We start from the raw sequence: 21,563 nt of genomic DNA, 5'->3' as shown, positions 1-21,563 counted from the left end.
CGCTACGTCGTGCGGGCCGGGCGCGCAATGGATTCCGCGGTCCGGACCGCGAGCGCGCACGCGGTCAGGGTGGGGTTCGCCGCGGTCGCCCCGCGGATCAGGCCGGTGCCCGCCAGATACAGATTCCGGGTGCCCCACACCCGCCCGCGGTCGTCGACGACGCTGTCGCGGTCGTCGGCGCCCATCCGCGTCGTGCCCATGATGTGCTGGGAGGTCCCCGGGCTCGTCAGCCGGGGCGGGCCGACCGGCAGCGTCGGCCCCAGCGGCGCGGCCACGGCCCGCAGATCGGCCAGCGCGGCGGCGGTGATCGCCCGGTCGGATGCGTCGAGGGCGTACTCCAGGGTCGGTTGCGGCGAACCGAGCGAATCGCTTGCCCCGCCGTGGAATACGACACGATTGTCGTAGCGCGGCGCGAGCGCGCAGTACCAGTACAGCGACACCAGCAGGCGGTCGTCGACGCCGCCCTCCAGGACGGCGCTGTCGTGGCCGTCGGACAGCAGCACCCCGTGGAACGGGCGGTCCGCGGTGCGCGGCGTTTCCACGAACACCCCCGCCCCGTTCTCGCGTAGATCCGGATCGAGCAGGACCTGGGTGTGGGCGAGCGGGTGATCGCACAGGTAGCGGCCGAGATTCGCGTTGTCGCGCACCACATTCGAGGCGTGCAGCAGCGCTGGGGTCCGCAGCGGTCCCGCCGCGACGACGAACGCGTCCGCCGATATCGTGCCCGCTTCGCCGCTCGGCAAATCGATGGCCTCCACCCCGGTGATCCGCTCACCCGACCGGAGAAGACGGCGAATCACGCACCGGCGCAGCGTTATCGGCGCGTCTCCCACGACCTCGGCGGGCCCCGTCCACCGGATCCCGGCGTCCGTCACCCGCGCCGCGACCGGGATGTGCCGCGTGATGAGCCCCTGTTCGCCAAGGGTTTTCAGCACATACGCGTGCCGTCGCGAAGCGCCGGCGAGGTCGGTGCCCACCCCGAGCAGATCCTCGGCCCGCTCGAACAGCCGGGTCCACTCGGCCACCGCCAGGCCGGGCCACCATTCCAGATCCGGATTCGGGCGCGGCGCAAGGCAATTCCACAGCGTACTCATCCCGCCGAGCGTGGCCGTCGCGCGCGCCGCGGGCAGAGCGCGGTCGGGGCGTTGCGCCCGGTTGACGCCGCGGCCGTCCGGCATCCCCGGCACGGCCGCGCCGCCGACCACCCGTTGCGCCGGGGGTACGGACACCGGGCGCAGCAACGCCGCGACCAGCTCGGCGTAGAGCGCGCGGTCGGTCCGGCACACGGCGAGATTGCGCAGGTGCGTGGCGGGTCGCGCCGAAAACTGTGTTCCCCCATCGACAATCAGCACCTCGACGCCCGCGTCGCGCAATGTCCTGGCGACCACAGCGCCGGTCAATCCGTGCCCGATCACCACGACATCGGCTGTCGAACGAACTGCCATTCGCCTATAGTGACTCATGAGCGCGCGTCGCCGCGGCGATGCCGATCCGGTTCGCTTCAGGGGGGCGAGATCGCTGTGTACGCACCGTTGTCCTTTGGCCAGCAACGACTTTGGTTCCTGCACCAACTGCACGGCGACAGCTGCGAATACCACATCCCGGAGGCGCGGCGACTGCGCGGCGCCCTGGACGAGTCGGCCCTCGCGCACGCGGTGCGGCTGCTGTTCGAACGCCACGAAAGTCTGCGCACCCGAATCGAACTCGTCGACGGCGCTCCCGTGCAGCGCGCCGGACCGGTCCCCGAGGTCGCGCTCCCCGTCGAGGACCTGACCGGCCTGCCCGACCCCGATACCGACAAACGGGTGCGCGCCGCGCTGGCCGAGGAATGGGAACGCCCCTTCGACCTCGCGGCCGGACCACTGCTGCGGGCCCGGCTGCTGCGCCTCGCCCCGCACGATCACGTGCTGATCCTCACCACCCACCACATCGCCTCCGACGGCTGGTCCCAGGCGATCCTGTGGCGCGAGCTGGCCACCGCCTACGGCGCGTTCACGACCGGATCGGACCCCGCCCTGCCGCCGATCCCGACGACCTACGGCGAGTACGCCCGCGCCCAGCGCGCGGAACCCCCTGCGGGCGTGGACTATTGGACCGACCGGCTCGCCGGACTCGGCGACCCCACCGGCCTGCCCGGCGATCGCCCTCGACGGCCCGTGCAAGCGCCCACGGCCGCCGTGCTGCGCACCGACATCGGCCCGACGACGCTGACCGGGCTGCGCCGATTCGGCGCGGAGGTCGGCGCGACCGGCTACATGATCCTGCTCGCGGCCCTGTCCGTGCTGCTGTCCCGCTACAGCGGCGACCGCGACATCACGATCGGTTCCCCGATCGCCGGCCGCACCCGCGCCGAATGGGAACCGGTGGTCGGATTCTTCGTCAACACCCTCGTCCTGCGCGTGAACGTCGATCCCGGCCTCGCGCCCGCGCAGTTCGTGCGCGAGGTCCGCCGCACCACCCTGGCGGCGTACCGGCACCAGCACACCCCGTTCGACCACGTCGTGGAGGCCGTCGCGCCGCACCGCCGCTCCGACCGCACCCCGCTGTTCCAGGTTCTGCTCGCCCATCAGACCGCCGACGATCGCCCCCTCACCCTGGGCGAGGTGCGGGCGGAACCGATGGAGATCGCCGACAACCGCGCCCGCTTCGATCTGGAACTGCACGCCCGCGAATACCCGGACCACCTGCGGCTGTACTGGATCCACGACGCGAACCTGTTCGACCACAGGCGGATTCGGCAGCTGTCGCGCCATCTGGGCCGGGTGCTCGACCGATTCACTGAAACCCTCCCGGAGACGATCGGCGGCCTCACCCTCCTGGACGACGCCGAACGGGCGGACCTGCTCGAGCGCGACACGCTCATCGTCGACGCCGCGGGACAACCGGCCCCCGTCGGCGTCTACGGCACCGTGCGCTCCTCCGCCGAATCGGTCTCCGCCGGTCGGCGCGCCCGCTGGACCTTCGACGGCGACCTCGAGTACGAACCCGCCGCGCCCAGCGCGACGACCGTCCCGGTGCCGGTGGACGATCCGGTCGCCGCCCAGGTGCGCACCCTGTTCGCCGAGGTGCTCGGGCTGCCCGAGGTCGGCCTCGAGGACAACTTCTTCGCGCTCGGCGGACACTCCCTCATGGCCATCCGGCTCATCGCCCGCATCCACGAAACCCTCGGCGTGGAGATCGAATTGGGCGATATCTTCGACGCGCCGACCGTCGCCGAGCTGACGCCCCGGATCCGCTCGTGACCGCGTCGCCGTGGTCGGTCTTCCTGCGCACCGCCGAACGCCACGCCCACCGTCCAGCCCTGTGCGACCGCACTCGCTCCTACACCTACGCCCAGCTGGCGGCCCACTGCGTCCGCCTCGCCGCGACCGTGCGGGCGCGCGGCGTCGGCACCGGGGACAGCGTGCTGGTGTGCGCCGACCGGACCGTCGACGCCGTCGTCGCCATCCTGGCGGTGGTGGCCGCCGGGGGCACACCGGTCCCGGTGGAACCCGGCGCTCCCGCCCGCCGCGTCGAGCACATCGTGCGGATCTCGAACGCCGCACACGCGGTGGTCGACGACACCGGCGCGCCCACCGCGAGTGGCCTTGTCCGTGTGCATGTTTCGGAGACCGCGGCCGCGGTGGAGAGCGGGACCGAGGTCACGCCGTCGCCGCTCGCCTACGTGCTGTTCACCTCCGGGTCGACCGGCGTGCCCAAGGGCGTCGACGTCACCGCCGCCGGTCTGCTCGCGCTGCTCGCCGGTGCGGCGCAGTGGGATTCGGCCAGCCCCGGCGAGGTCTGGGCGGGGGTGCACGCGTTCACCTTCGACATCTCCATGTGGGAGATGTGGCGGCCGTTGACCGTCGGCGCGCGACTGGTCGTTCTCCCCGCCCGCGCCCAGGCCGACGCCCGCCACGCCCACGCCCTGCTCACCGACCACGGTGTCGAGGTGCTGTGCCAGACCCCGACCGCGGTGCGGATGCTGGCGGATCACTGTGCGGCGCAGGGGCTTCCGCCGCGCCTGCGCCGCCTGCTCATCGCCGGGGAGCGCCTCGACTTCGCCACGCTGACCCCCTTCGCACACGCCGCCGACGCCGGGCGGCTCGAGCTGTGGAACCTGTACGGCCCCACCGAGGCGACCGTCTACGCCAGCGGCCACCGCATCCGCGCGAACGACATTCGCGCCGAACGCCGCTCGCTCATCGGCCACGCCCTCCCGCACGTCCGGCTGCATCTGCCCGCCCCCGCCGCCGACGGGATCGGCGAACTGTGCATCGGCGGCCCCGGCCTCGCCGCCGGATATCGCGGCGACCCCGACCGCACCCGCGCGTGTTTCGTCGACGATCCCGCCCTCGGACGGATGTACCGCACGGGCGACCTCGTGCGCGAAACCGCGCCCGGCGCTTACGAATTCATCAGCCGCGCCGGCGGCTACGTGAAGATCCGCGGCTACCGCGTCGAACCCGGCGACATCGTGCACGCCTTGTGCGCGCACCCCGCCGTCGCGCGGGCGGCCGTCGTCGTCACCGACGCGCAGGGCTGGGGCGACACCATCGTCGGCGTCGTGGTCGCGGCGGCCGAGGTCACCGATCTGGAGCTGCGCCGCCACCTGGCCGAACTGCTGCCGCCGTATCTGCGGCCCGCGCGCCTGCTGTTCGCCGACACCCTGCCGACGCTGCCGAGCGGGAAACTCGACGCGGCGACGTTGCGCTCGTTCGTGGACCGGCGTCTGGGCGCGGATCCCCCCGAACGGACGAGGAGCCGGACATGACCGACGACGCGGTGCTCACCGCCCTGGAGAACGGCGACGACGATCCGGTGTCCCCGGTGGACCTGTATCACCGCTGGGAGGCCCAGCACTGGCGGATCCGGGACCTCGACCTCGCGGCCGATCTGGCGGGCTGGCCGGGGATCAATCGGTACGTCCGCGCCGGGGTGATCGCCGCGCTCGCCCGCTTCTCCGAGGGTGAGCTGGCCGTGACGCGCACCCTCGCGCCGATCGTCTACGCCGCCCCCACGAGCGACTATCAGCTGTACCTGGCGACGCAGGTCGCCGACGAGGCGCGGCACGCGCTGTTCTTCCGGACCTACCTGACCGCGCTCGTGGACGCCGGGCTCACCACCCGCGCCGCCGTCGAAAGCCACCGCGCCGGTTCGCTGTTCGACGACGTCCTCGCCCGGACCACCGACGCGGTCCGGCTCCGGCCCGACGACGTGCACCGCTGGTACGAGGCGGTCGCGGTCTACCACCTGCTCGTCGAGGGCACCGTCGCGATGACCGGACTGCACGGGCTGCTGCGCATGGCGCGGGACTCGGCCGCGACCGCGGCGCTGCACCGCGGCCTGCTGGGGGTGGCCCGCGACGAATCGCGGCACGTGAACTTCGGTGTGCTGGCGCTGCGCGCCGGGGTGCGAAACGGGTTCGGCGACACCGTCGTCGGCGCGCTGCTGCGGCATCTGCCCACCGCCGCGGAGACGATGGTCGATCCGCGCACCGCCGACGCCGCGCCCCGGCTGTCGATGCTCGCCGTCAAACGGGCCGAAACCCTGCGCGCGCGTTGGGAATTCGCGGAGAACTCGCTGGCGCGCCGCCTGACCTCGATCGGCCTGCCCGCCGCCACGGTCCGCACCCTGCTGGACACCTGGCGGTCCGGGTGCGCGGCCGCGCTCGACCGCTATCGAGACCTGCACGGCACCCCGCATCCGGTGGCGCGGTACTGACGAACCGCGCCACCGGCGCGAACTCAGTCGCCTTCCGGCGTATCCGTGTAGCGCTGCAGATACAGCGGCTCGCCGAGCTTCTCCAGCAGGTCGAGTTCGGTCTCCAGATAGTCGACGTGGCTCTCCTCGTCCTCGAGGATCGACTCGAAGATCCGGGCGGAGGTCACATCGCCGCGCGAACGCATCAGGTCGATGCCGCGGCGGAGCCGCTCGACGGCCTCCATCTCGATCTGCAGATCGGCCTTCAGCTGTTCGGGAACCGTCTGCCCGATGCGCAGCGGGTTCAGCTTCTGGTAGTTCGGCAGACCCTCGAGGAAGAGGATGCGGTCGGTCAGCACCTCCGCATGCTTCATCTCGTCGATGGACTCGTAGCGGGTGTGCTTGGCGAGTTTGGTGAAGCCCCAGTTCTCCTGCATCTTGGCGTGCAGGAAGTACTGGTTGATCGCGGTGAGTTCGGCCGTGAGCTGCTCGTTGAGCAGGCCGATGATGTCCTTGTCGCCTTCCATGGGCCAGATCGTTTCACATCGTGGAAAACGGCCGCCCGCGAAGGTCGACCTATCTACGCCAAGGATTACCTATCCAGGTCAGGCGGCCGTCTCGGTCCGCAGGGACAGGCGGGCCTGTCCGATCACCTCGGCCAACCGGCGGGTGCAGTTGCCGCAGCCGCTCTGCCAACCGCAGCGCGCCTTGACCTGTTTCATCGAGCAGGCACCGGCGGCCACGCAGCTGTGCACGTCGGTCTCGGAGACGGCGTTGCAGATACACACGTACACGGTCGGCCTCGCTAGGACGGGGTCACTCTGGCAAGCTAGCCTCACCTAAACCAGGTAAGGCTCTCCTTATTGAAGCATCTCGGCGGCCCGAGGTCCAGCCCCTGCTAAGGTGACGGGGTGCTCATCGAGGTCGACAGACGCTAGCCGCCTGATCGAAGGCGGCGTCCCGGGTCGGGCGTTCATCCCTGTGTGATGAATCGCCGCGTCGCCGCGCGTCCTTCGCATCGGGATTCCGCATCATCGTTTTCCCTCCCGGGCACAAGGAGTTTCATCATCATGGCGTCCACGCATGCGCCGATCACCCTGCGCGACCTCACCTTCGAATGGCCCGACGGCACCGTCGCGCTGTCCGGCCTGAACGGCGTGTTCACCACCGGCACAACGGGTTTGGTGGGCCGCAACGGGGCCGGGAAATCCACCCTGCTGAAGCTGATCGCGGGTTTGCTCACCCCCACCTCGGGTCGCGTCGAGGTGGCGGGCGAGGTCGGCTACCTGCCGCAGACCCTGACCCTCGGCCGGGACGCGACTCTCGCCGACCTGCTCGGCATCGCCGGGACACTGTCCGCCCTGCGCGCGATCGAGGCGGGCGACACCGACGAGCGGCACTTCGAGACGGTCGGCGACGACTGGGACATCGAGGCCCGCGCCGACGAGGCGCTGCACGAGATCGGTTTCGCCGCAACCGATCTCGACCGCGGCGTCGGCGAGATCTCCGGCGGGCAGGCGGTGCTGGCGGCGATCACCGGGCTGCGGGTGCGGCGCACCCCGATCACCCTGCTCGACGAGCCGACCAACAATCTGGACCGGGCCACCCGCGCCCAGCTGACCGCGTTCGTCGACGACTGGCCGGGCACCCTGATCGTGGTCAGCCACGATCTGGAACTGCTCGAACACACCGACGCCACCGCCGAACTGCACGCGGCGGAACTGGAGGTGTTCGGCGGCCCCTACAGCGCCTGGAAGCGGCACTTCGACGAGCGGCAGGCCGCCGCGGTGCAGGCCGCCCGAACCGCCGAACAGACGCTGAGGACCGAGAAACGCCAGCGTATCGAGGCCGAGACCAAACTCGCCCGCCGCGAACGCACCGCGCGCGCCACCCAACAGCACGGCGGTATCCCGCGCATCCTCGCGGGCAACCGGGCGAGCCGGGCGCAGAACTCCGCGGGCGCCCTGCGCACCGGACTCGACGCCAAGGTACGTTCCGCCCAGCAGATCCTCGACGACGCCGAATCCCGGGTACGCCGCGAGGAGCACATCCATCTCGACCTGCCCGATCCGGACGTGCCACGCGGGCGCAGGATCGCCGAATTGCGGGACGGTGACAGCGTTTTCGTCATCCAGGGCCCCGAACGCGTCGCGCTCGCCGGACCCAACGGCTCGGGGAAGTCGAGCCTGATCGAAACCCTGCTCGGCACACGGACTTCCGTGCCCGGCCGGGTGACCGGCACGCTGCTCACCGACCGCGTGGGCTATCTCCCGCAGCGTCTGGACGGTCTCGACGAGCACGCCGGGGCGGTGGACAATGTGCGCGCCGTGGCGCCCGCGATCCCGCCCGCCACCATTCGCAATCAGCTCGCCCCCCTGCTGCTGCGCGGCGACAGCGCGGATCGGCCGGTGTCCACGCTGTCCGGCGGGGAGCGGTTCCGGGTGTGCCTGGCCCGCCTGCTGCTGGCCGATCCACCCGCCCAGTTGCTGATCCTCGACGAGCCCACCAACAATCTCGACATCGCCAGTGTGGACCGGCTCGTGGAGGCGCTCGCGGACTATCGCGGCGCGATCCTGGTGGTCAGCCACGACCACCCGTTCCTGACCCGGCTGGGCATCGACACCGTGCTGGAACTCGGCGGCGACGGTCACCTGCGCCGACGCGGCTCGCTCGACGAGCTCTCCTGACCGTCAGCCGTGCGTCTCGTCGGGCGGCAACAGGGTGGCGAGGTCGGTGCGGGAGCTGACCCCGAGTTTGGGGAAGATGCGGTGCAGGTGGGTGCTGACGGTTCGGTGCGACAGATACAGCCGTTGCCCGATCTCCCGGTTGGTCAGCCCCTGGGCGGCCAGCCGGGCGATGCCCAGTTCGTGCGGGGTGAGGCGGTCGCGGGCGTCGGGGTCGCGGTTCGGGCTGGACTCGCCCGCGCCGCGCAGCTCCACCCGGGCCCGTTCGCTGCCCGCGGCGATGCCGAGCGCGTCGAAAACCTCACGGGCCGTGCGCAATTGGGTGCGGGATTCCACGATCCGGCGCTGCCGCCGCAGCCATTCGCCGTAGGCCAGGTGCAGCCGCCCGCGTTCGGCGGGCCAGTCCGTCAGATCCGCCGCGAGCGCCTCGGTGAAGTGCGGTTCGGCGTCGGCGGCGAGCAGTGCCCGCGCGTAGCGCCAGCCGATGTGCAGGGCAGGGGAGGAGGTGGTCGCCACCACCGGTTCGAGGCCGTCGAGCAGGTCGCGCAGCGCGTCGGCCCGTCCCGCGCGGATCGCGGCGTCGGTGAGGTCGCCCAGGAAGTAGGCGCGCAGGGCGGGGGAGTGGGCGGGGTCGCGCGGATCGTGGAGGCGGCGCAGGTCGGCGAAGGCGTCGTCGTAGCGGCCCTCGCCGAGGGCGGCCAGCCCGCGCGCGAGCCGCACGGTGGCCAGCACCGGGCGCGCGCCCGCGGCCAGTCCGATCCGTTCGGCGTCGTCGGCGAGGGTCGCGGCCCGCGTGTAATCGCCTCGCAGCGCGGCGATTTCGGCCTGCACCGCGACGGCGAGCCCGCGCATGAAGGGCTGTCCGGTCTCCCGGGCGAGGTCGGCGGCCTCGGCGGCGGCCGGGGCCGCGGCGGCGAGATCGCCGAGCCGGGCCAGGCTCCACGCCCGCACCGACAGCGCGCGCGGCAGCAGTCCGAGCCGACCGTCGTCGCGGAACAGCGGGGCGGCCGCACCGGAGAAGCGCGCGGCCAGATCGAACGCGCCGACCTGTAGGGCCGCGCTGCCGGAGAATCGATCGACCTCGGGATCGCGCCCGGTCAGCGCCGTGCGCGCCCGCAGGTGCTCGATCACCGAGGTGCCGCGTTCGAACGGCGCGACATAGGCGCGCACGGCGACCAGGCGCGGATCGTCCTCGGGGAAGGGCAGGCCGTCGGCCACGTCGAGCAGCGCGCGGCGGGTGTCGGGTCCGGGTTCGATCCAGAAACAGCGCATGGCCGCGCCCCACAGGATCCGCAGGGCCGCGTCGGGGTGTTTGTCGGCGGCGATTCTCGCGGCGAGGTTCGCCAATTCGGTGATGCGCGAAGGGCTTTCGCGGACGCCGTCGTCGAAGCCGCTGAGCAGCCACGCGGCGGTGGCGTCCTGTTCCGGTGTGGTGGGCAGGTCGCGGGTGGCGCGCACGAGCCGTTCGGCGGTGTCGCGGCGGCCGGCGTCCACGGCGAGTTCGGCCGCTCGCAGCAGCCGGTCGGCCCGGCGGGCCGGGGTCTCGCTGAGGTCGGCGGCCCGTTCGAGCGCGGCGACTCCCGCGCCGCGGTGCCGGGATCGTTCGGCGACGTCCTCGAGGTCGCGGGCCGCCGGCTCGTCGGGTCCGGTCGCCGCGGCGGCGCGATGCCACGCGCGTCGCTCGGGGTGATCCGCGAGGGTGTCGGCGAGGGCGCGATGGGCGCGGGCGCGCTCCTCGGCGGTCGCGGCGGTGGCCGACGCCGACCGCATGAGGGGATGGCGGAAGGCGACCGTCCCGGATGCGACCGTGAGGAGTCCGGCGTCGACCGCGGGCGTGAGAATACCCGCGTCGACTTTCTCGCCGACGAGTCCGCTTGTGGCGGAGAGGATTTCGGTCAGCGAGTCGCCGTCGGCCAGCGCGGCCACCAGCAGTGCCGTCCGGGTGGCGGCGGGCAGCGCGGCCCCGCGCGCGCCGAAGGCCCGTTCGAGCCGTTCGGTCAGCGGCAGCGTCGCCGGAAGTTCCGCGAGATCGCCCAGGGCTCTGGGCAATTCGACCAATGCGAGCGGATTGCCGTGCGCCTCGGCCACGATCCGCCGCCGGACCGCCTCCGGCGCCTCCGCCGCCGTCTTCGCCACCACCACGGCCGCCTCGTCCTCGGTCAACGGCCCGAGCCGCATCGACCCCAATCCCGCGTCCGCCAAGGGTGTTTCGGCCCCGTCCCGCACGGTGGCGACGACCACGATCGGCTCCTCCGCCACCCGCCGCGCCACGAACGCGAGCACCTCCGCACTCGCCTCGTCCAGCCACTGCACATCCTCGGCCACCACCAGCACCGGCCGCTCCTCGGCGACCTCGGACAACAACGACAACGTCGCCAACCCCACCAGATACCCCGACGGCTCCCCCTCCACCACCCCGAAAGCCCTTGCGAGCGCGTCACTTTGCCGCCCCACCACCCGCCCGAACTCCCGCCGCACCGGATACAACAACCGCTGCAACCCCGCATACCCGTACTGCCGTTCCCCCTCCACCCCCACAGTCCGCAACACCCGCACCCCCGCAAGCCCCGCCACCACCTCACCCACCAACGCCGACTTCCCGATCCCCGCCACCCCCCGAACGAGCACCCCCGCCCGCTCCCCGGGCCGGTCCACCAACGCCCGCAACTCCTCGAGCTCGCTCTCCCGCCCGACGACCATCACCCACGCCTCCTCCGGCCCCGAAAGTCAACGGACCTTTCGCGACCCTACCGAACCTATCCGCGCGAAGTTCGCTGGTCCCGGCCGCCCCGACGCCGTTGCCCGCGGATCGAAATAAGGTTAGTCTGCCCTTAGTTGGTGGGCGCGACCTCGGGGCGAGGGGCGGCGACTCCCGGACCGAGATCGTCGCGGAGCCGTCCGCGGCAGGAGAGGAATTCTGATGGCACGGCGGGGTTTTCAGGGCGCGGTGCTGCGGGGCTTCGGCGCGCGCGATCATGTCGCGACCGTCGTCGCGACGCGGTTGCTGGCGCCGCGGTACCTGCGGGTGCGGATGACATCGCCGACACTGTTCGAGGACGTGGTACCCGGACCGGCCGCGTGGCTGCGGTTCTGGTTCCCCGACCCGGACGGTGGGGACGCCGAACATCAACGGGCGTACACCCTTTCGGAGTCCGACCCCGCCACGGGCGAATTCGCGATCGACATCGTCATCCACGAACCGGCCGGGCCCGCGACCCTGTGGGCGCAGGACGCGCGGCCGGGCAACACGATCGCGGTGACATCGATGGGCTCCGCCCCGTTCACCGTTCCGGACGAACCCCCGGCCGGATACCTGCTCATCGGCGACGCCGCGGCCATGCCCGCCCTCGCGTCCATTCTCGCGGTGATCCCCGCGGACGTGCCCGTCGAGCTGTACCTCGAGGAACACGACGAGACCGACCGGCTCATCCCGCTGCCGGATCACCCTCTGCTGCACACCCATTGGGTGCCCCGCCGCGGTCCCGGTTCGCTCGCGGCCGCGCTCGAGGCCCGCGACTGGTCGGACTGGTACGCCTGGGTCGCCCCGGAATCGGGCTCGCTCAAACACCTCCGCACCCGGCTGCGCGACGAATTCGGCTTCCCCAAATCCGAGGTGCACGCGCAGGCGTACTGGTACTACGGCCGCGCCATGGGCACCCTGCGCGCGACCACCACCGAAGAGGTTCCGGCGGAACCGGCCGCCGAACCCCTTGCCGCACAACCTGTCCCGGCGAAGGGCCGCTGGCGCGCCCAGGCCGCGGGCCGGCTGCTGGCCCCGCTGAAACCGACCCTCGTGGCCGTGGGCGTCTTGCAGGCGATCATCACCCTCGTCCAGCTCGCGCCCTACGTGCTGCTGGTGGAGCTGGCGCGCCGCATTCTCGACGGCGCTCCCGCCGCCGAGCTGTGGGCCGTCGGCGGCTGGGCGATCGGCGTGCTCGGCGCGGGCGCGTTGCTGGGCTCGGCGCTCATGCTGTGGACGCACGCCGTCGACGCCCGCTTCGCCCGCGCCCTGCGCCGGCGACTGCTCGAGAAGCTGTCGCGAGTCCCGTTGGGCTGGTTCACCGCTCGCGGCTCCGGGCAGGTCAAGCAGATCGTCCAGGACGACACCCTCGCCCTGCACTATCTGGTCACCCACGCCGTGCCCGACGCGGTGGCCGCGGTCGTCGCCCCGCTCGCGGTGCTGGTCTACCTGTTCGCGGTGGACTGGCGGCTGGCGCTGCTGCTCTTCGTGCCGGTGCTGGTGTACATCGTGACCACCGCGATCATGGTCGTGCAGTCCGGGCCGCGCACCGCGCAGGCCGCGCGCTGGGCCGAGCGGATGAACACCGAGGCCGCCGCCTATCTGGACGGCCAGCCGGTGATCCGCGTGTTCGGCGGGGCGGCGGCCTCGCCGTTCCGGGCGCGGCTGGGGGAGTACATCCGCTTCCTCGACGACTGGCAGCGCCCGTTCACGGGCAAGAAGACCCTCATCGACCTCGCCACCCGTCCGGCGACGTTCCTGCTGCTCATCACCGGATTCGGCACCCTGTTCGTCACCTCCGGCGGGATGCGGCCGGTGACCCTGCTGCCGTTCCTGTTGCTGGGCACCACCTTCGGTGCGCGGCTGCTCGGCGTCGGCTACGGCCTCGGTGGCCTGCGTACCGGCCTGCTCGCCGCCCGCCGTCTCCAGGTCACCCTCGACGAACCCGAACTCACCGTGCGTGAGAACCCGGAAACCGCTGCCGCGCAGGCACATCCGGGCACGGTCGAGTTCGACCGCGTCACCTTCTCCTACCGCGCGGGCGTCCCGGTGATCCGCGACGTCTCCCTCACCCTCGAACCCGGCACGGTCACCGCGCTCGTCGGCCCGTCCGGCTCCGGCAAATCCACACTGGCCGCCCTGCTCGCCCGCTTCCACGACATCGACGACGGCGCCCTCCGCGTCGGCGGGCGCGACGTGCGCGAGCTGACCGCCGACGAGCTGTACCGCCGCGTCGGATTCGTCATCCAGGACACCCAACTCGTGCGCGGCACCGTGCGGGAGAACATCGCGCTCGCGGTCCCCGACGCCACCGACGAGCGGATCGTGGCCGCGGCCCGCGCCGCGCACATCCACGACCGCGTCCTGCGGTTGCCGAACGGCTACGACACGGTTCTCGGCGCGGACGCGGCGCTGTCGGGCGGCGAACGCCAACGCCTCACCATCGCCCGCGCGCTTCTCGCCGACACCCCGGTGCTCGTGCTCGACGAGGCGACCGCCTTCGCCGACCCCGAATCGGAATACCAGGTGCAGCAAGCCCTCAACCGGCTCACCGCCGGACGCACCGTGCTGGTCATCGCCCACCGGCTGCACACCATCACCGCCGCGGACCGCATCGTCGTGCTCGAGCGCGGCGCGATCGCCGAGACCGGCACCCACGACGAACTGCTCGCCCGCGACGGCCGCTACCGCCGCCTCTGGGACGCCCGCACCGCCGAGGAGGCGCTCCGATGATCCGCACCCTGCTGGCCCTGCTGCCCCCGAACAGCCGCCGCGCCTTCGGGATTCACCTCGCGCTGACCGTCGTCGGCGTCGCGCTGCGCGCGGCCGGCGCCGTGCTGCTGGTCCCGCTGATCGGCGCGCTGTTCGGCGACCGGCCCGCCGACGCGTGGCCGTGGCTGGGCGCGCTGGCCGCGGTCACCGTGGCGGGCTGGGCAATCGACGCGGTGGTGTCCCGCCTCGGTTTCGGGCTCGGTTTCGGACTGCTCGACCACGCCCAGCACCGCGTCGCCGATCAGCTCGCCGGTACCCGGCTGACCTGGTTCACCGCCGACAATGTGGCCACCGCGCGGCAGGCCATCGCCGCCACCGGACCCGATCTGGTCGGCGTGGTCATCTATCTGGTCACCCCGCTGCTGGGTGCGGTGCTGCTGCCGATCGCCATCGCGATCGCGCTGTTCGCGTTCGCGTGGCCGCTGGGGCTGGCGGCGCTGGCCGGGGTTCCGGTGCTGTTGGGGGCCTTCTGGGCCGCCGGGCGGTCCGGGCGCGGGGCCGATCGGGTCGCCGCGGAGAGCAACAGCGCGCTCACCGAACGCCTCATCGAATTCGCCCGCACCCAACCGGCTCTGCGCGCCGCGCGCCGGGTCGAACCCGCCCGCAGCCACGCCGGGGCCGCGCTCGCCGCCCAGCACGCCGCGACCGTGCGGGTGCTGTTCATGCAGATCCCCGGACAGCTGCTGTTCACCCTCGCCAGTCAGATCGCGCTGGTGGTGCTGGCCGGGACCACGGCCGCGCTCACCGTGCGCGGCGACCTCGAGGTGGCGCAGGCGGTCGCGCTCATCGTCGTCATCGCCCGGTATCTGGAGGCGTTCACCACGCTCAGTGAGCTCGCCCCCGGAATCGAAACGGCCGCAATGGTTCTGGGCCGTCTGGGCGCGGTGATCGCCGCACCCGGTCAGGTCGGCGGCGACGCGTCCGTCCGGCCGGACACCGCGCCACGGATCGAATTGCGCGGTGTGGGCTTCCGTTACGGCGACGACGCGCCCGTGCTCGACGGCATCGATCTGACCCTCGCGGCGGGCACCACCACCGCGATCGTCGGCCCCTCCGGCTCCGGGAAATCGACCCTGCTCGCGCTGCTGGCCGGACTGCACACCCCGACCAGCGGCAGCGTCCTGGTCGACGGAACCGATTGCGCCACACTGGATGTCGACACGCGACGCGCGCTGGTGAGCGTGGTGTTCCAGCATCCGTACCTGTTCGACGGGACCATCCGCGACAATGTCCGCGCCGGACATCCCGGGGCGAGCGCGGAATCCCTCGACACCGTCGCCGCGCTGGCCCGCGTCGACGATCTCACCGAGCGGCTGCCCGACGGCTGGGACACCCGCGCGGGCGAGGCGGGCACGGCCCTGTCCGGCGGTGAGCGGCAACGGGTCTCGATCGCCCGCGCCCTGCTCAAACCGGCGCCGATCCTGCTCATCGACGAGGCCACCAGCGCGCTGGACACCGAGAACGAGGCGGCCGTGGTGCGCGCCCTCACCGCCGACCCGGTCCCGCGCACCCGCGTCATCGTCGCCCATCGCCTGGCCAGCATCCGCACCGCGGACCGGGTGCTGTTCCTCGACGAGGGCCGCGTCGTCGAGGACGGCACGATCGACGAATTGCTCTCCGCCGAGGGGCGTTTCGCCGAATTCTGGCGGCATCAGCACGCCACGAGCGACTGGCGCATCGGCGCGGCGACCGCGGGGTGAACCGATGGCGACGCTCACCCGACCATCGCCTGATCTTCGAACCCGTCGACGCCGGGCACTGCCGCTACACCGACGAGATCGAAATCGACGACGGCTGGCGGGGAGCGCCGACGCGATTGTTCGTCCGGCTCATGTTCCGGCACCGGCATCGCCGCTGGCATCGGCTGGCCGAAATTCTGGGGGACTAAAGTCCCTTCTTTCCGGGAGCGCCGGGCGTGTCGGACGGTAATCGTCCGGCCCGCCCGGCGAATGAGTAGCATTCTCGGCATGCGTGGTCGAGCCGGGGTCGGCGACGCGGTTGGTTTTCTCGGAACAGGAAGTGCCGTGCCCGAATTCACCTACGGTTGTGCCACCCCCGCCACACCGACGCTCAGCAGTCGCGAAGTCGAGGTTCTGCTCGCCTGGATTCTCAGCGACACCAAGAGCGATGTGTGTCGACGCCTCTACATTTCACCGGGCACGGTGAACACCCATATCACTCGAATTCGCGAGAAATACAGTCGCGCGGGCCGACCGGCGTCGACCAAGGCGGCGCTGCTGGCCCGCGCGTTGCAGGACGGGTACATCGGCCTCGACGAGATCTGATGTCACGCCGGGCAATGGACGACGTAACTCCAGACGGTGTCGGCCGGGCCCGTGACCCGGACGGTCACCGAGGTCGCGGTCCCCGCCGGCAGCGTCACCCGCGCCGACCCGGTGCCCTCGTTGATGTCGTCGCCCACGTAGCCGGTGTTGAGGACCTGAGCCCCTTCGTAGAACACCTGGATCATGTCCGGGATGTTCTCGGTCTCGTAACTCAGCACGAATGACGTCGGCCCGCTGCGGCCCAGCTGATGAATCGTCTCGGTGACCCCGGCCCCGCCGGATTTCGTGGACTGATTGCAGTGTTGTGTCGGCGGCGCCGACTGTCCGGGACCACCCCCGAAACTGCCCGTCCCGAAACTGCCGGTACCGCCGCTACCGGTATCGCTGCTACCCCCGCTCCCGCTGTTCGGCGCGGCGTTCGCGCCCGCCGCGCCGAAACCGATCACCGCGAGCGCGACCACCACCGCGAAATACCGACCGGTCTTGGATCTATTACCGTCGTACATCATTTCTTCCTCCGGGTGCATTCGACGTTCCCGGGAAACAGAATCGCAAAAGAAATGGCGACGAACCATCCGTCGTGCGGATGACAGGAATTCCACCGCGTGGTAGGACACCTCCCGGCGAACCTGTTCTCGCGGCGAATTGTCGTCCACGTATGCATTGGCGGTCAAGCCAACCCGAGCGCCTCCGCCGCCACCGCGAGGTCCTTCTCCCCGCGCCCGGACAGGCACACCAGCACCAGCGCGCCCGGCGCGAGGTCGTTCCGCTCGGCGAGTTCCACGAGATGGCGACGGCATGGGCGGATTCGAGGGCGGGGAGGATGCCCTCGGTGCGGGCGAGGGCACGCATCCCGCGCAGGGCGGTGGCGTCGGTGGCGGTGCGGTACTGCACGCGCCCGGAGTCCTCGAGATAACTCAGTTCGGGACCGACGCCCGGATCGTCCTTCAGCCGCCGCCGCCCCGTCTCCACCGCGCGCACCTCCGCGCCGAGCATCCGCATCCGCAGCACATTGGTCTCCTGCCGGAGCATGTCGTGCCGAGAAGTCAACGGACGCGTTGACACTCCGTTAGGCGAGACCGCTACGCCTGCGGGGTGAGCAGCAGATTGATCACCGCCTGCGCCTCCTCGGTGGTGGGCGTCGGCATGCTGTCGCGGCCGTGGATGAGCCCGATGCCGAGGTAGACCATCGCTCCCGCGCGGACGCGGGCCTGGGTCTGGTCGAAGCCGAGGTCGAGCATGATCTGCTGCATGATGTCGAAGACCTTGCGCTCCAACGCCTTGACGGCCTCGGCCACCTTGGCGTCGGTGCGGGCCCATTCCCGCACCGTCGCCTCGACGATCCAGGTGCTCTGATCGACCAGCAGTGAGGTCATCTGCTCGATGCGCTGCTCGACGGGAATCGAGTCCAGCGCCCCGAGCGCCCGCACGGCATCGCTCTGCACCGCGCTCCACCGATCGGCCATCGCCGCCATGAGCTGCTGGATGTCATCGAAATGCCAATAGAAGCTGCCCTTGGTGACCCCGAGTTCCGCACACAATCGCGGAATACGAATCGCCCCCACCCCTTCCCGAGCCAGCAACGCCAACGCCCCGTCCACCCAATCGTCGTACGACAATCGCGTCGTCCGCCCCCGCCGCGCCCCGTTCCCCTTCGTCCCCCGGCGCGGGCCACCCCCCGCCCCCGATTCGGCAGTCGGTCCCGAAGGCTGTTCAGCAGGCGCCACACCGTCGATGCTAGGTCAGGACGACCGTCCGGGACGTCGTGGTGGGCCCGGGTAGAGCTTGCGGAACCGCGACGGCGAGCGGTGGAGTCCCTACCGCCGACTCCCGAACTGCCGCCCCACCACTCCCGCCAGCCACTCCTCGTACCTCCCCATACTCCACCCACCCTGCAACACCAACTGCTGATGGCTCTCCGGTGACCAGAGGAACGACAACTCATCGGCCCCGGTCTCGATATCCGTGTCCGGATGGGCGATTCCGCGCTCGACGAGCATCGCGACGACACCGCGATAGTCCTGTTTCCGCCGGGCCAGCAGCCCGTCCAACGCCTCCGCCACCGCCGGATCGGTCGTGGCCGCGCTCAGGAACTCCGTCCACAGCACACTCGTGCGGGCGTTCGCCGCGGCGACGAAAGCCGCTGTGGCGCGGAGGAATTCGTCGTTGTCGGTGATCTCGGTGATACCGGCCGCGGCCTCGCTGTCGGCCACCGGCGTCTCGCCCTCGGCACCGGCGAACGCCTGCTCGAACGCGCCCAGGAGCAGATTGCGTTTGGGGCCGTTGGCCTTCACGGTCTCGGTCGACACGCCCGCACGAGTTCCGATGTCGGGCAATGACGTTCCGCTGTAGCCCTTCTCCACGAAGCAGGCGGCGGCGGCCTCGAGGACGCGGCGGCGGGTCGCGGCGGCCTGTTCGCTGCGCAGGGCGGATCGGTAGGTGCGGGGAGTGGTCTTGTCGGGCATCGACTTCCTAATTGACTAACCCGTCAGGGTAGTGAATACTTCAGCGGTGTCATCAATCTTACTTCTCCGGAAGCTCCGCACATGATTTCCGTACTTCTCGCCGCCACTCCGGTGCGCAGCCATGTCACTCCTCTCCTGGCCGTCGCGCAGGCCCTGATCGCGGCGGGGGACCGCGTGCGCGTGCTGACCGGGCGGCGGTTCCGCGACGAGGTGCTGGCCACCGGCGCGGACTTCCTGCCGCTCCCGGCCGAGGCCGACTACGACGATCGCGATATCGACGCGGCCTTTCCGGGTCGGCGCGGGCTGTCGGGGCCCGCGGGCATTCGCTACGACATGATCGAGATCTTCCTTCGCCCGGTGCCCGCGCAACTGCGCGCGGTGCGGCAAGCGCTCGCGCAGGAACCGGCCGACGCCGTGCTCGCCGAGTCCATGTTCGCCGCCGCCGCGGTGCTCAGCGGACTTCCGCGCGCGGAACGCCCGCTGCTGGTGAATCTCGGCATTCTCCCGCTCGCCCTGAAACATCCGGATGTGGCCCCCTTCGGTCTCGGCATCAAGCCGCTGCCGGGTCGGCTGGGCCGTCTGCGCAACGCCGTGCTCACCCTCGGCGCGGAGCGAGGGGTCTTCGCGCCGGTGCAACGTTTCGCGGACGAGATCGCGCGGGCCGAGACCGGGCGCGGCCTGAAGCGGTTCTTCCTGGACTGGCCCGCCGGAGCCGACCGGCTCGTGCAGTTCACCGTCCCCGAGTTCGAGTACCCGCGTGCGGGCCTGCCCGAGACCGTGCGTTTCGTCGGTCCCGTGGCTCGCTCGAGGCCTTCGGATGTGCCCGTGCCGGAGTGGTGGGGCGATCTGGACGACGGCCGTCGCGTCGTGCACGTCACCCAGGGCACGGTCGCCACCGGCGCGTGGAATCTGATCGAACCCACCGTGCGCGCGCTCGCGGACGAGAACGTCACCGTGGTGGTGAGCACCGGCGGCCGCGCGCTCGACACCCTGCCGCGCGACCTGCCCGCCAATGTGCGCGTCGCCGAATTCCTGCCCTACGACAAGCTTTTGCCGCGCACCGACGTCTTCGTCACCAATGGCGGTTACGGCGGGGTGCACTACGCGCTCGAGCACGGCGTGCCGATCGTCGTCGCGGGTCGCACCGAGGACAAGACCGAGGTGAGCGCGCGGGTGTCCTGGTCCGGTGTCGGCATCGACCTGCGCACCGACACTCCGCCGCCCCGCAGGATCGCCACCGCCGTGCGCACCCTACTGACCGACGAACGATATCGTTTGCGCGCCAAGGAGATCGGTGCGGCGATCCGCACGTCTCCCGGCCCGGATGCCGTCCACGACATCGTCGCCGACGCGCTGCGCGACACCGCGTCGCAGCCGTCCTGATCACCCGCGCCCCGTCGATTTACCACTGCCGCAACCGGTTCCGCGAATCGGTCGACCTCCCCTGCCCGAATACGCCACGGAGAATCATGACCACCGCCACCCTCGACGCCCTGACCACCGCCCTGCCCGGCCGCGTGACCACCCCCGCCGACCCGGCATGGGACGAGGCACGCACCGCCTGGCAACTGCTGGCCGACCAACACCCCTTCGCCGTCGTCACCGCGACGAACGGCCACGACGTGGAACTCGCCGTGCGCACGGCCGCCGCCCTCGGCGTCCGGGTGACGCCCCAGTCCACGGGCCACAACGCCGGTCCCCTCGGCGACCTCTCCCGCTCGATCCTGTTGCGCACCACCGCGATAGACCACATCGACATCGATCCAGCCGAACGCCGCGCCCGCGTCGGCGCCGGAGTCCGATGGGGCGACCTCACGGCCGCGGCGGCGAGCGCCGGACTCGCCCCGATCGGCGGCTGCGCCCCCGGCGTCGGCGTGGTCGGTCTCGTGCTCGGCGGCGGACTCGGCTGGTTCGCCCGCTCCCATGGCCCGGCCGCCGCCTCGGTCCTCGAGCTGGAACTGGTTACGGCAGACGGTGTTTCGCGCACCGTCCGGCCGGGCGAGGACTTGTTCGACCTGGTGCTCTCCGGCGCGGACATCGCCGTCGTCACCGCGGTCACGCTGCGACTGCACGCCTTCGGAGACCTGTTCGCCGGTGCGCTGTTCTGGCCCGCGACATCCGCCCGCGAGGTCTTCCAGGCCTGGAACACCTGGACGGCGACGACCCCTGAGACGGTGACCTCCGTAGCGCGCGTCCTCCGCTTCCCCGAAACCCCCGACGTCCCAACGCAATTCGCCGGACACGCTTTCACCGTCATCGAGGCCGTGATCCAGGCCAGCGCCGCCGAGGCCAACACCTTGCTGACGCCCCTACGCGAATTGTCCCCCCACACAGACACTTTCGCCCCCGCGACACCACCGGCCCTGGCCGCCCTGCACATGGACCCACCGACCCCCGTCCCCGCCCTCGGCCACAGCGCCCTACTACGCGACCTCCCCGCCGACGTCCTGGACGCCCTCGCATCCGCCGTGACCACCGGCCCCGCCGCCACCCTCACCTCGGTCGAACTACGCCAATTGGGCGGCGCCCTGGACCGTTTCGCGGGACCAGCGGCCGGATCGACAGCCCTCCTGTTCGCCGTGGCCGTCACCGCCCACGCGGCGGCCCGCACCGCCGCCACAACCGCCTTCGAAGCCCTGACCACCGCCATCACCCCCGCCCGCTCCAACCGCGCGTCCGCAAGCTTCACCGAAACCCCCACCGACCCCGCCCACCTGTTCGGCCTCAACCTGAACCGCCTCCGCTCCGCGAAGCGCCAGTGGGACCCCACCAACCTGATCCACGCCAATCACTCGGTACTGGAGGCGAATCGAACCGAGTCCTCCAACGGCCGGACCACTCCCGCCTAGGGCGTGTCCTGTAAGTGGTTGTGTGGGTTTGGGTGAGTCGATGTGCTGGTTGTGTTAACGGTGTGGGGTGGTTGGTCGAGGTGAAG

The 21,563-nt window shown here is 71.4% G+C and carries 17 protein-coding genes; 10 read left to right on the top strand and 7 right to left on the bottom strand.

Features of this window, described 5'->3' with window-relative positions:
- Positions 1-2: 2 nt before the first annotated feature.
- Entirely contained in the window at positions 3-1,445 is a 1,443-nt protein-coding gene (locus tag ACWDSJ_RS18600) for a GMC oxidoreductase (RefSeq protein ID WP_450033304.1), read from the bottom strand.
- 75 nt (positions 1,446-1,520) lie between these two features.
- Between ACWDSJ_RS18600 and ACWDSJ_RS18595 the strand changes: the two genes are divergently transcribed.
- Genes ACWDSJ_RS18595 through ACWDSJ_RS18585 form a run of 3 tightly spaced genes read left to right on the top strand, consistent with a single transcriptional unit; the run spans position 1,521 to position 5,703 of the window.
- The gene (locus tag ACWDSJ_RS18595; RefSeq protein WP_450033303.1) at positions 1,521-3,242 is read left to right on the top strand and encodes a condensation domain-containing protein; all 1,722 of its coding nucleotides are present in this window, start codon (positions 1,521-1,523) and stop codon (positions 3,240-3,242) included.
- On the top strand, positions 3,239-4,753 hold the full coding sequence (locus ACWDSJ_RS18590) for an amino acid adenylation domain-containing protein (RefSeq protein ID WP_450033302.1): 1,515 nt from the start codon (positions 3,239-3,241) through the stop codon (positions 4,751-4,753). Before ACWDSJ_RS18595 ends, ACWDSJ_RS18590 begins: the two co-directional genes overlap by 4 nt.
- The gene (locus ACWDSJ_RS18585; protein WP_450033301.1) at positions 4,750-5,703 is read left to right on the top strand and encodes a hypothetical protein; all 954 of its coding nucleotides are present in this window, start codon (positions 4,750-4,752) and stop codon (positions 5,701-5,703) included. Before ACWDSJ_RS18590 ends, ACWDSJ_RS18585 begins: the two co-directional genes overlap by 4 nt.
- Before the next feature lie 23 nt (positions 5,704-5,726).
- Here ACWDSJ_RS18585 and bfr read toward each other — a convergent pair whose 3' ends face one another.
- Together bfr and ACWDSJ_RS18575 are read right to left on the bottom strand one after the other, a co-directional pair.
- Positions 5,727-6,209: a bacterioferritin gene (bfr, locus tag ACWDSJ_RS18580; RefSeq protein ID WP_387356684.1), complete on the bottom strand. Its 483-nt coding sequence runs from the start codon at positions 6,207-6,209 to the stop codon at positions 5,727-5,729.
- A 78-nt stretch (positions 6,210-6,287) separates the two neighbouring features.
- On the bottom strand, positions 6,288-6,476 hold the full coding sequence (locus tag ACWDSJ_RS18575; protein ID WP_387356686.1) for a (2Fe-2S)-binding protein: 189 nt from the start codon (positions 6,474-6,476) through the stop codon (positions 6,288-6,290).
- Positions 6,477-6,752: 276 nt separating this feature from the next.
- Between ACWDSJ_RS18575 and ACWDSJ_RS18570 the strand changes: the two genes are divergently transcribed.
- Entirely contained in the window at positions 6,753-8,369 is a 1,617-nt protein-coding gene (locus ACWDSJ_RS18570; RefSeq protein WP_450033300.1) for an ABC-F family ATP-binding cassette domain-containing protein, read from the top strand.
- A 3-nt stretch (positions 8,370-8,372) separates the two neighbouring features.
- Here ACWDSJ_RS18570 and ACWDSJ_RS18565 read toward each other — a convergent pair whose 3' ends face one another.
- Entirely contained in the window at positions 8,373-11,066 is a 2,694-nt protein-coding gene (locus ACWDSJ_RS18565; RefSeq protein WP_450033496.1) for an ATP-binding protein, read from the bottom strand.
- Positions 11,067-11,286: 220 nt separating this feature from the next.
- On the opposite strand from ACWDSJ_RS18565, the gene ACWDSJ_RS18560 reads away from it, so the two are divergent.
- The 4 genes from ACWDSJ_RS18560 (at position 11,287) to ACWDSJ_RS18545 (ending at position 16,163) form a co-directional block, all read left to right on the top strand.
- Entirely contained in the window at positions 11,287-13,839 is a 2,553-nt protein-coding gene (locus ACWDSJ_RS18560; RefSeq protein WP_450033299.1) for an ABC transporter ATP-binding protein/permease, read from the top strand.
- Positions 13,836-15,578 carry an ABC transporter ATP-binding protein gene (locus ACWDSJ_RS18555; RefSeq protein ID WP_450033298.1) on the top strand — a complete coding sequence of 581 codons (1,743 nt, stop codon included), beginning with the start codon at positions 13,836-13,838 and terminating at the stop codon, positions 15,576-15,578. Before ACWDSJ_RS18560 ends, ACWDSJ_RS18555 begins: the two co-directional genes overlap by 4 nt.
- On the top strand, positions 15,575-15,766 hold the full coding sequence (locus tag ACWDSJ_RS18550) for a hypothetical protein (protein WP_450033509.1): 192 nt from the start codon (positions 15,575-15,577) through the stop codon (positions 15,764-15,766). Before ACWDSJ_RS18555 ends, ACWDSJ_RS18550 begins: the two co-directional genes overlap by 4 nt.
- Before the next feature lie 136 nt (positions 15,767-15,902).
- A complete protein-coding gene (locus tag ACWDSJ_RS18545; RefSeq protein WP_450033297.1) occupies positions 15,903-16,163 on the top strand; it encodes a helix-turn-helix transcriptional regulator in 261 nt (86 codons plus the stop codon).
- Between the two features lie 2 nt (positions 16,164-16,165).
- Here ACWDSJ_RS18545 and ACWDSJ_RS18540 read toward each other — a convergent pair whose 3' ends face one another.
- The 3 genes from ACWDSJ_RS18540 to ACWDSJ_RS18530 all read right to left on the bottom strand — a co-directional run bounded on the left by ACWDSJ_RS18540 (position 16,166) and on the right by ACWDSJ_RS18530 (position 18,628).
- The gene (locus tag ACWDSJ_RS18540; protein WP_450033296.1) at positions 16,166-16,672 is read right to left on the bottom strand and encodes a hypothetical protein; all 507 of its coding nucleotides are present in this window, start codon (positions 16,670-16,672) and stop codon (positions 16,166-16,168) included.
- A 573-nt stretch (positions 16,673-17,245) separates the two neighbouring features.
- Positions 17,246-17,782 carry a TetR/AcrR family transcriptional regulator gene (locus ACWDSJ_RS18535; protein WP_387356697.1) on the bottom strand — a complete coding sequence of 179 codons (537 nt, stop codon included), beginning with the start codon at positions 17,780-17,782 and terminating at the stop codon, positions 17,246-17,248.
- Between the two features lie 198 nt (positions 17,783-17,980).
- A complete protein-coding gene (locus tag ACWDSJ_RS18530) occupies positions 17,981-18,628 on the bottom strand; it encodes a TetR/AcrR family transcriptional regulator (RefSeq protein ID WP_450033295.1) in 648 nt (215 codons plus the stop codon).
- A gap of 81 nt (positions 18,629-18,709) precedes the next feature.
- Here ACWDSJ_RS18530 and ACWDSJ_RS18525 point away from each other — a divergent pair, with 81 nt between their 5' ends.
- Together ACWDSJ_RS18525 and ACWDSJ_RS18520 are read left to right on the top strand one after the other, a co-directional pair.
- The gene (locus tag ACWDSJ_RS18525; RefSeq protein ID WP_450033294.1) at positions 18,710-20,011 is read left to right on the top strand and encodes a glycosyltransferase; all 1,302 of its coding nucleotides are present in this window, start codon (positions 18,710-18,712) and stop codon (positions 20,009-20,011) included.
- A gap of 86 nt (positions 20,012-20,097) precedes the next feature.
- On the top strand, positions 20,098-21,477 hold the full coding sequence (locus ACWDSJ_RS18520) for an FAD-binding protein (protein ID WP_450033293.1): 1,380 nt from the start codon (positions 20,098-20,100) through the stop codon (positions 21,475-21,477).
- Positions 21,478-21,563 lie beyond the last annotated feature (86 nt).

It is taken from the genome of Nocardia sp. NPDC003482 (assembly GCF_053588115.1).
The sequence above is the reverse complement of the archived record's forward strand: the minus strand, read 5'-3'. Positions and strand labels throughout refer to the sequence as shown.

Excerpts from the sequence above, each read along its gene's own strand:
- ACWDSJ_RS18560 (WP_450033299.1), top strand. The coding sequence starts at position 11,287 with ATGGCACGGCGGGGTTTTCAGGGCGCGGTGCTGCGGGGCTTCGGCGCG.
- ACWDSJ_RS18525 (WP_450033294.1), top strand. The coding sequence starts at position 18,710 with ATGATTTCCGTACTTCTCGCCGCCACTCCGGTGCGCAGCCATGTCACT.
- ACWDSJ_RS18555 (WP_450033298.1), top strand. The coding sequence starts at position 13,836 with ATGATCCGCACCCTGCTGGCCCTGCTGCCCCCGAACAGCCGCCGCGCC.
- ACWDSJ_RS18530 (WP_450033295.1), bottom strand. The coding sequence starts at position 18,628 with ATGCCCGACAAGACCACTCCCCGCACCTACCGATCCGCCCTGCGCAGC.
- ACWDSJ_RS18570 (WP_450033300.1), top strand. The coding sequence starts at position 6,753 with ATGGCGTCCACGCATGCGCCGATCACCCTGCGCGACCTCACCTTCGAA.
- ACWDSJ_RS18565 (WP_450033496.1), bottom strand. The coding sequence starts at position 11,066 with ATGGTCGTCGGGCGGGAGAGCGAGCTCGAGGAGTTGCGGGCGTTGGTG.
- bfr (WP_387356684.1), bottom strand. The coding sequence starts at position 6,209 with ATGGAAGGCGACAAGGACATCATCGGCCTGCTCAACGAGCAGCTCACG.
- ACWDSJ_RS18520 (WP_450033293.1), top strand. The coding sequence starts at position 20,098 with ATGACCACCGCCACCCTCGACGCCCTGACCACCGCCCTGCCCGGCCGC.
- ACWDSJ_RS18540 (WP_450033296.1), bottom strand. The coding sequence starts at position 16,672 with ATGATGTACGACGGTAATAGATCCAAGACCGGTCGGTATTTCGCGGTG.
- ACWDSJ_RS18585 (WP_450033301.1), top strand. The coding sequence starts at position 4,750 with ATGACCGACGACGCGGTGCTCACCGCCCTGGAGAACGGCGACGACGAT.
- ACWDSJ_RS18600 (WP_450033304.1), bottom strand. The coding sequence starts at position 1,445 with ATGGCAGTTCGTTCGACAGCCGATGTCGTGGTGATCGGGCACGGATTG.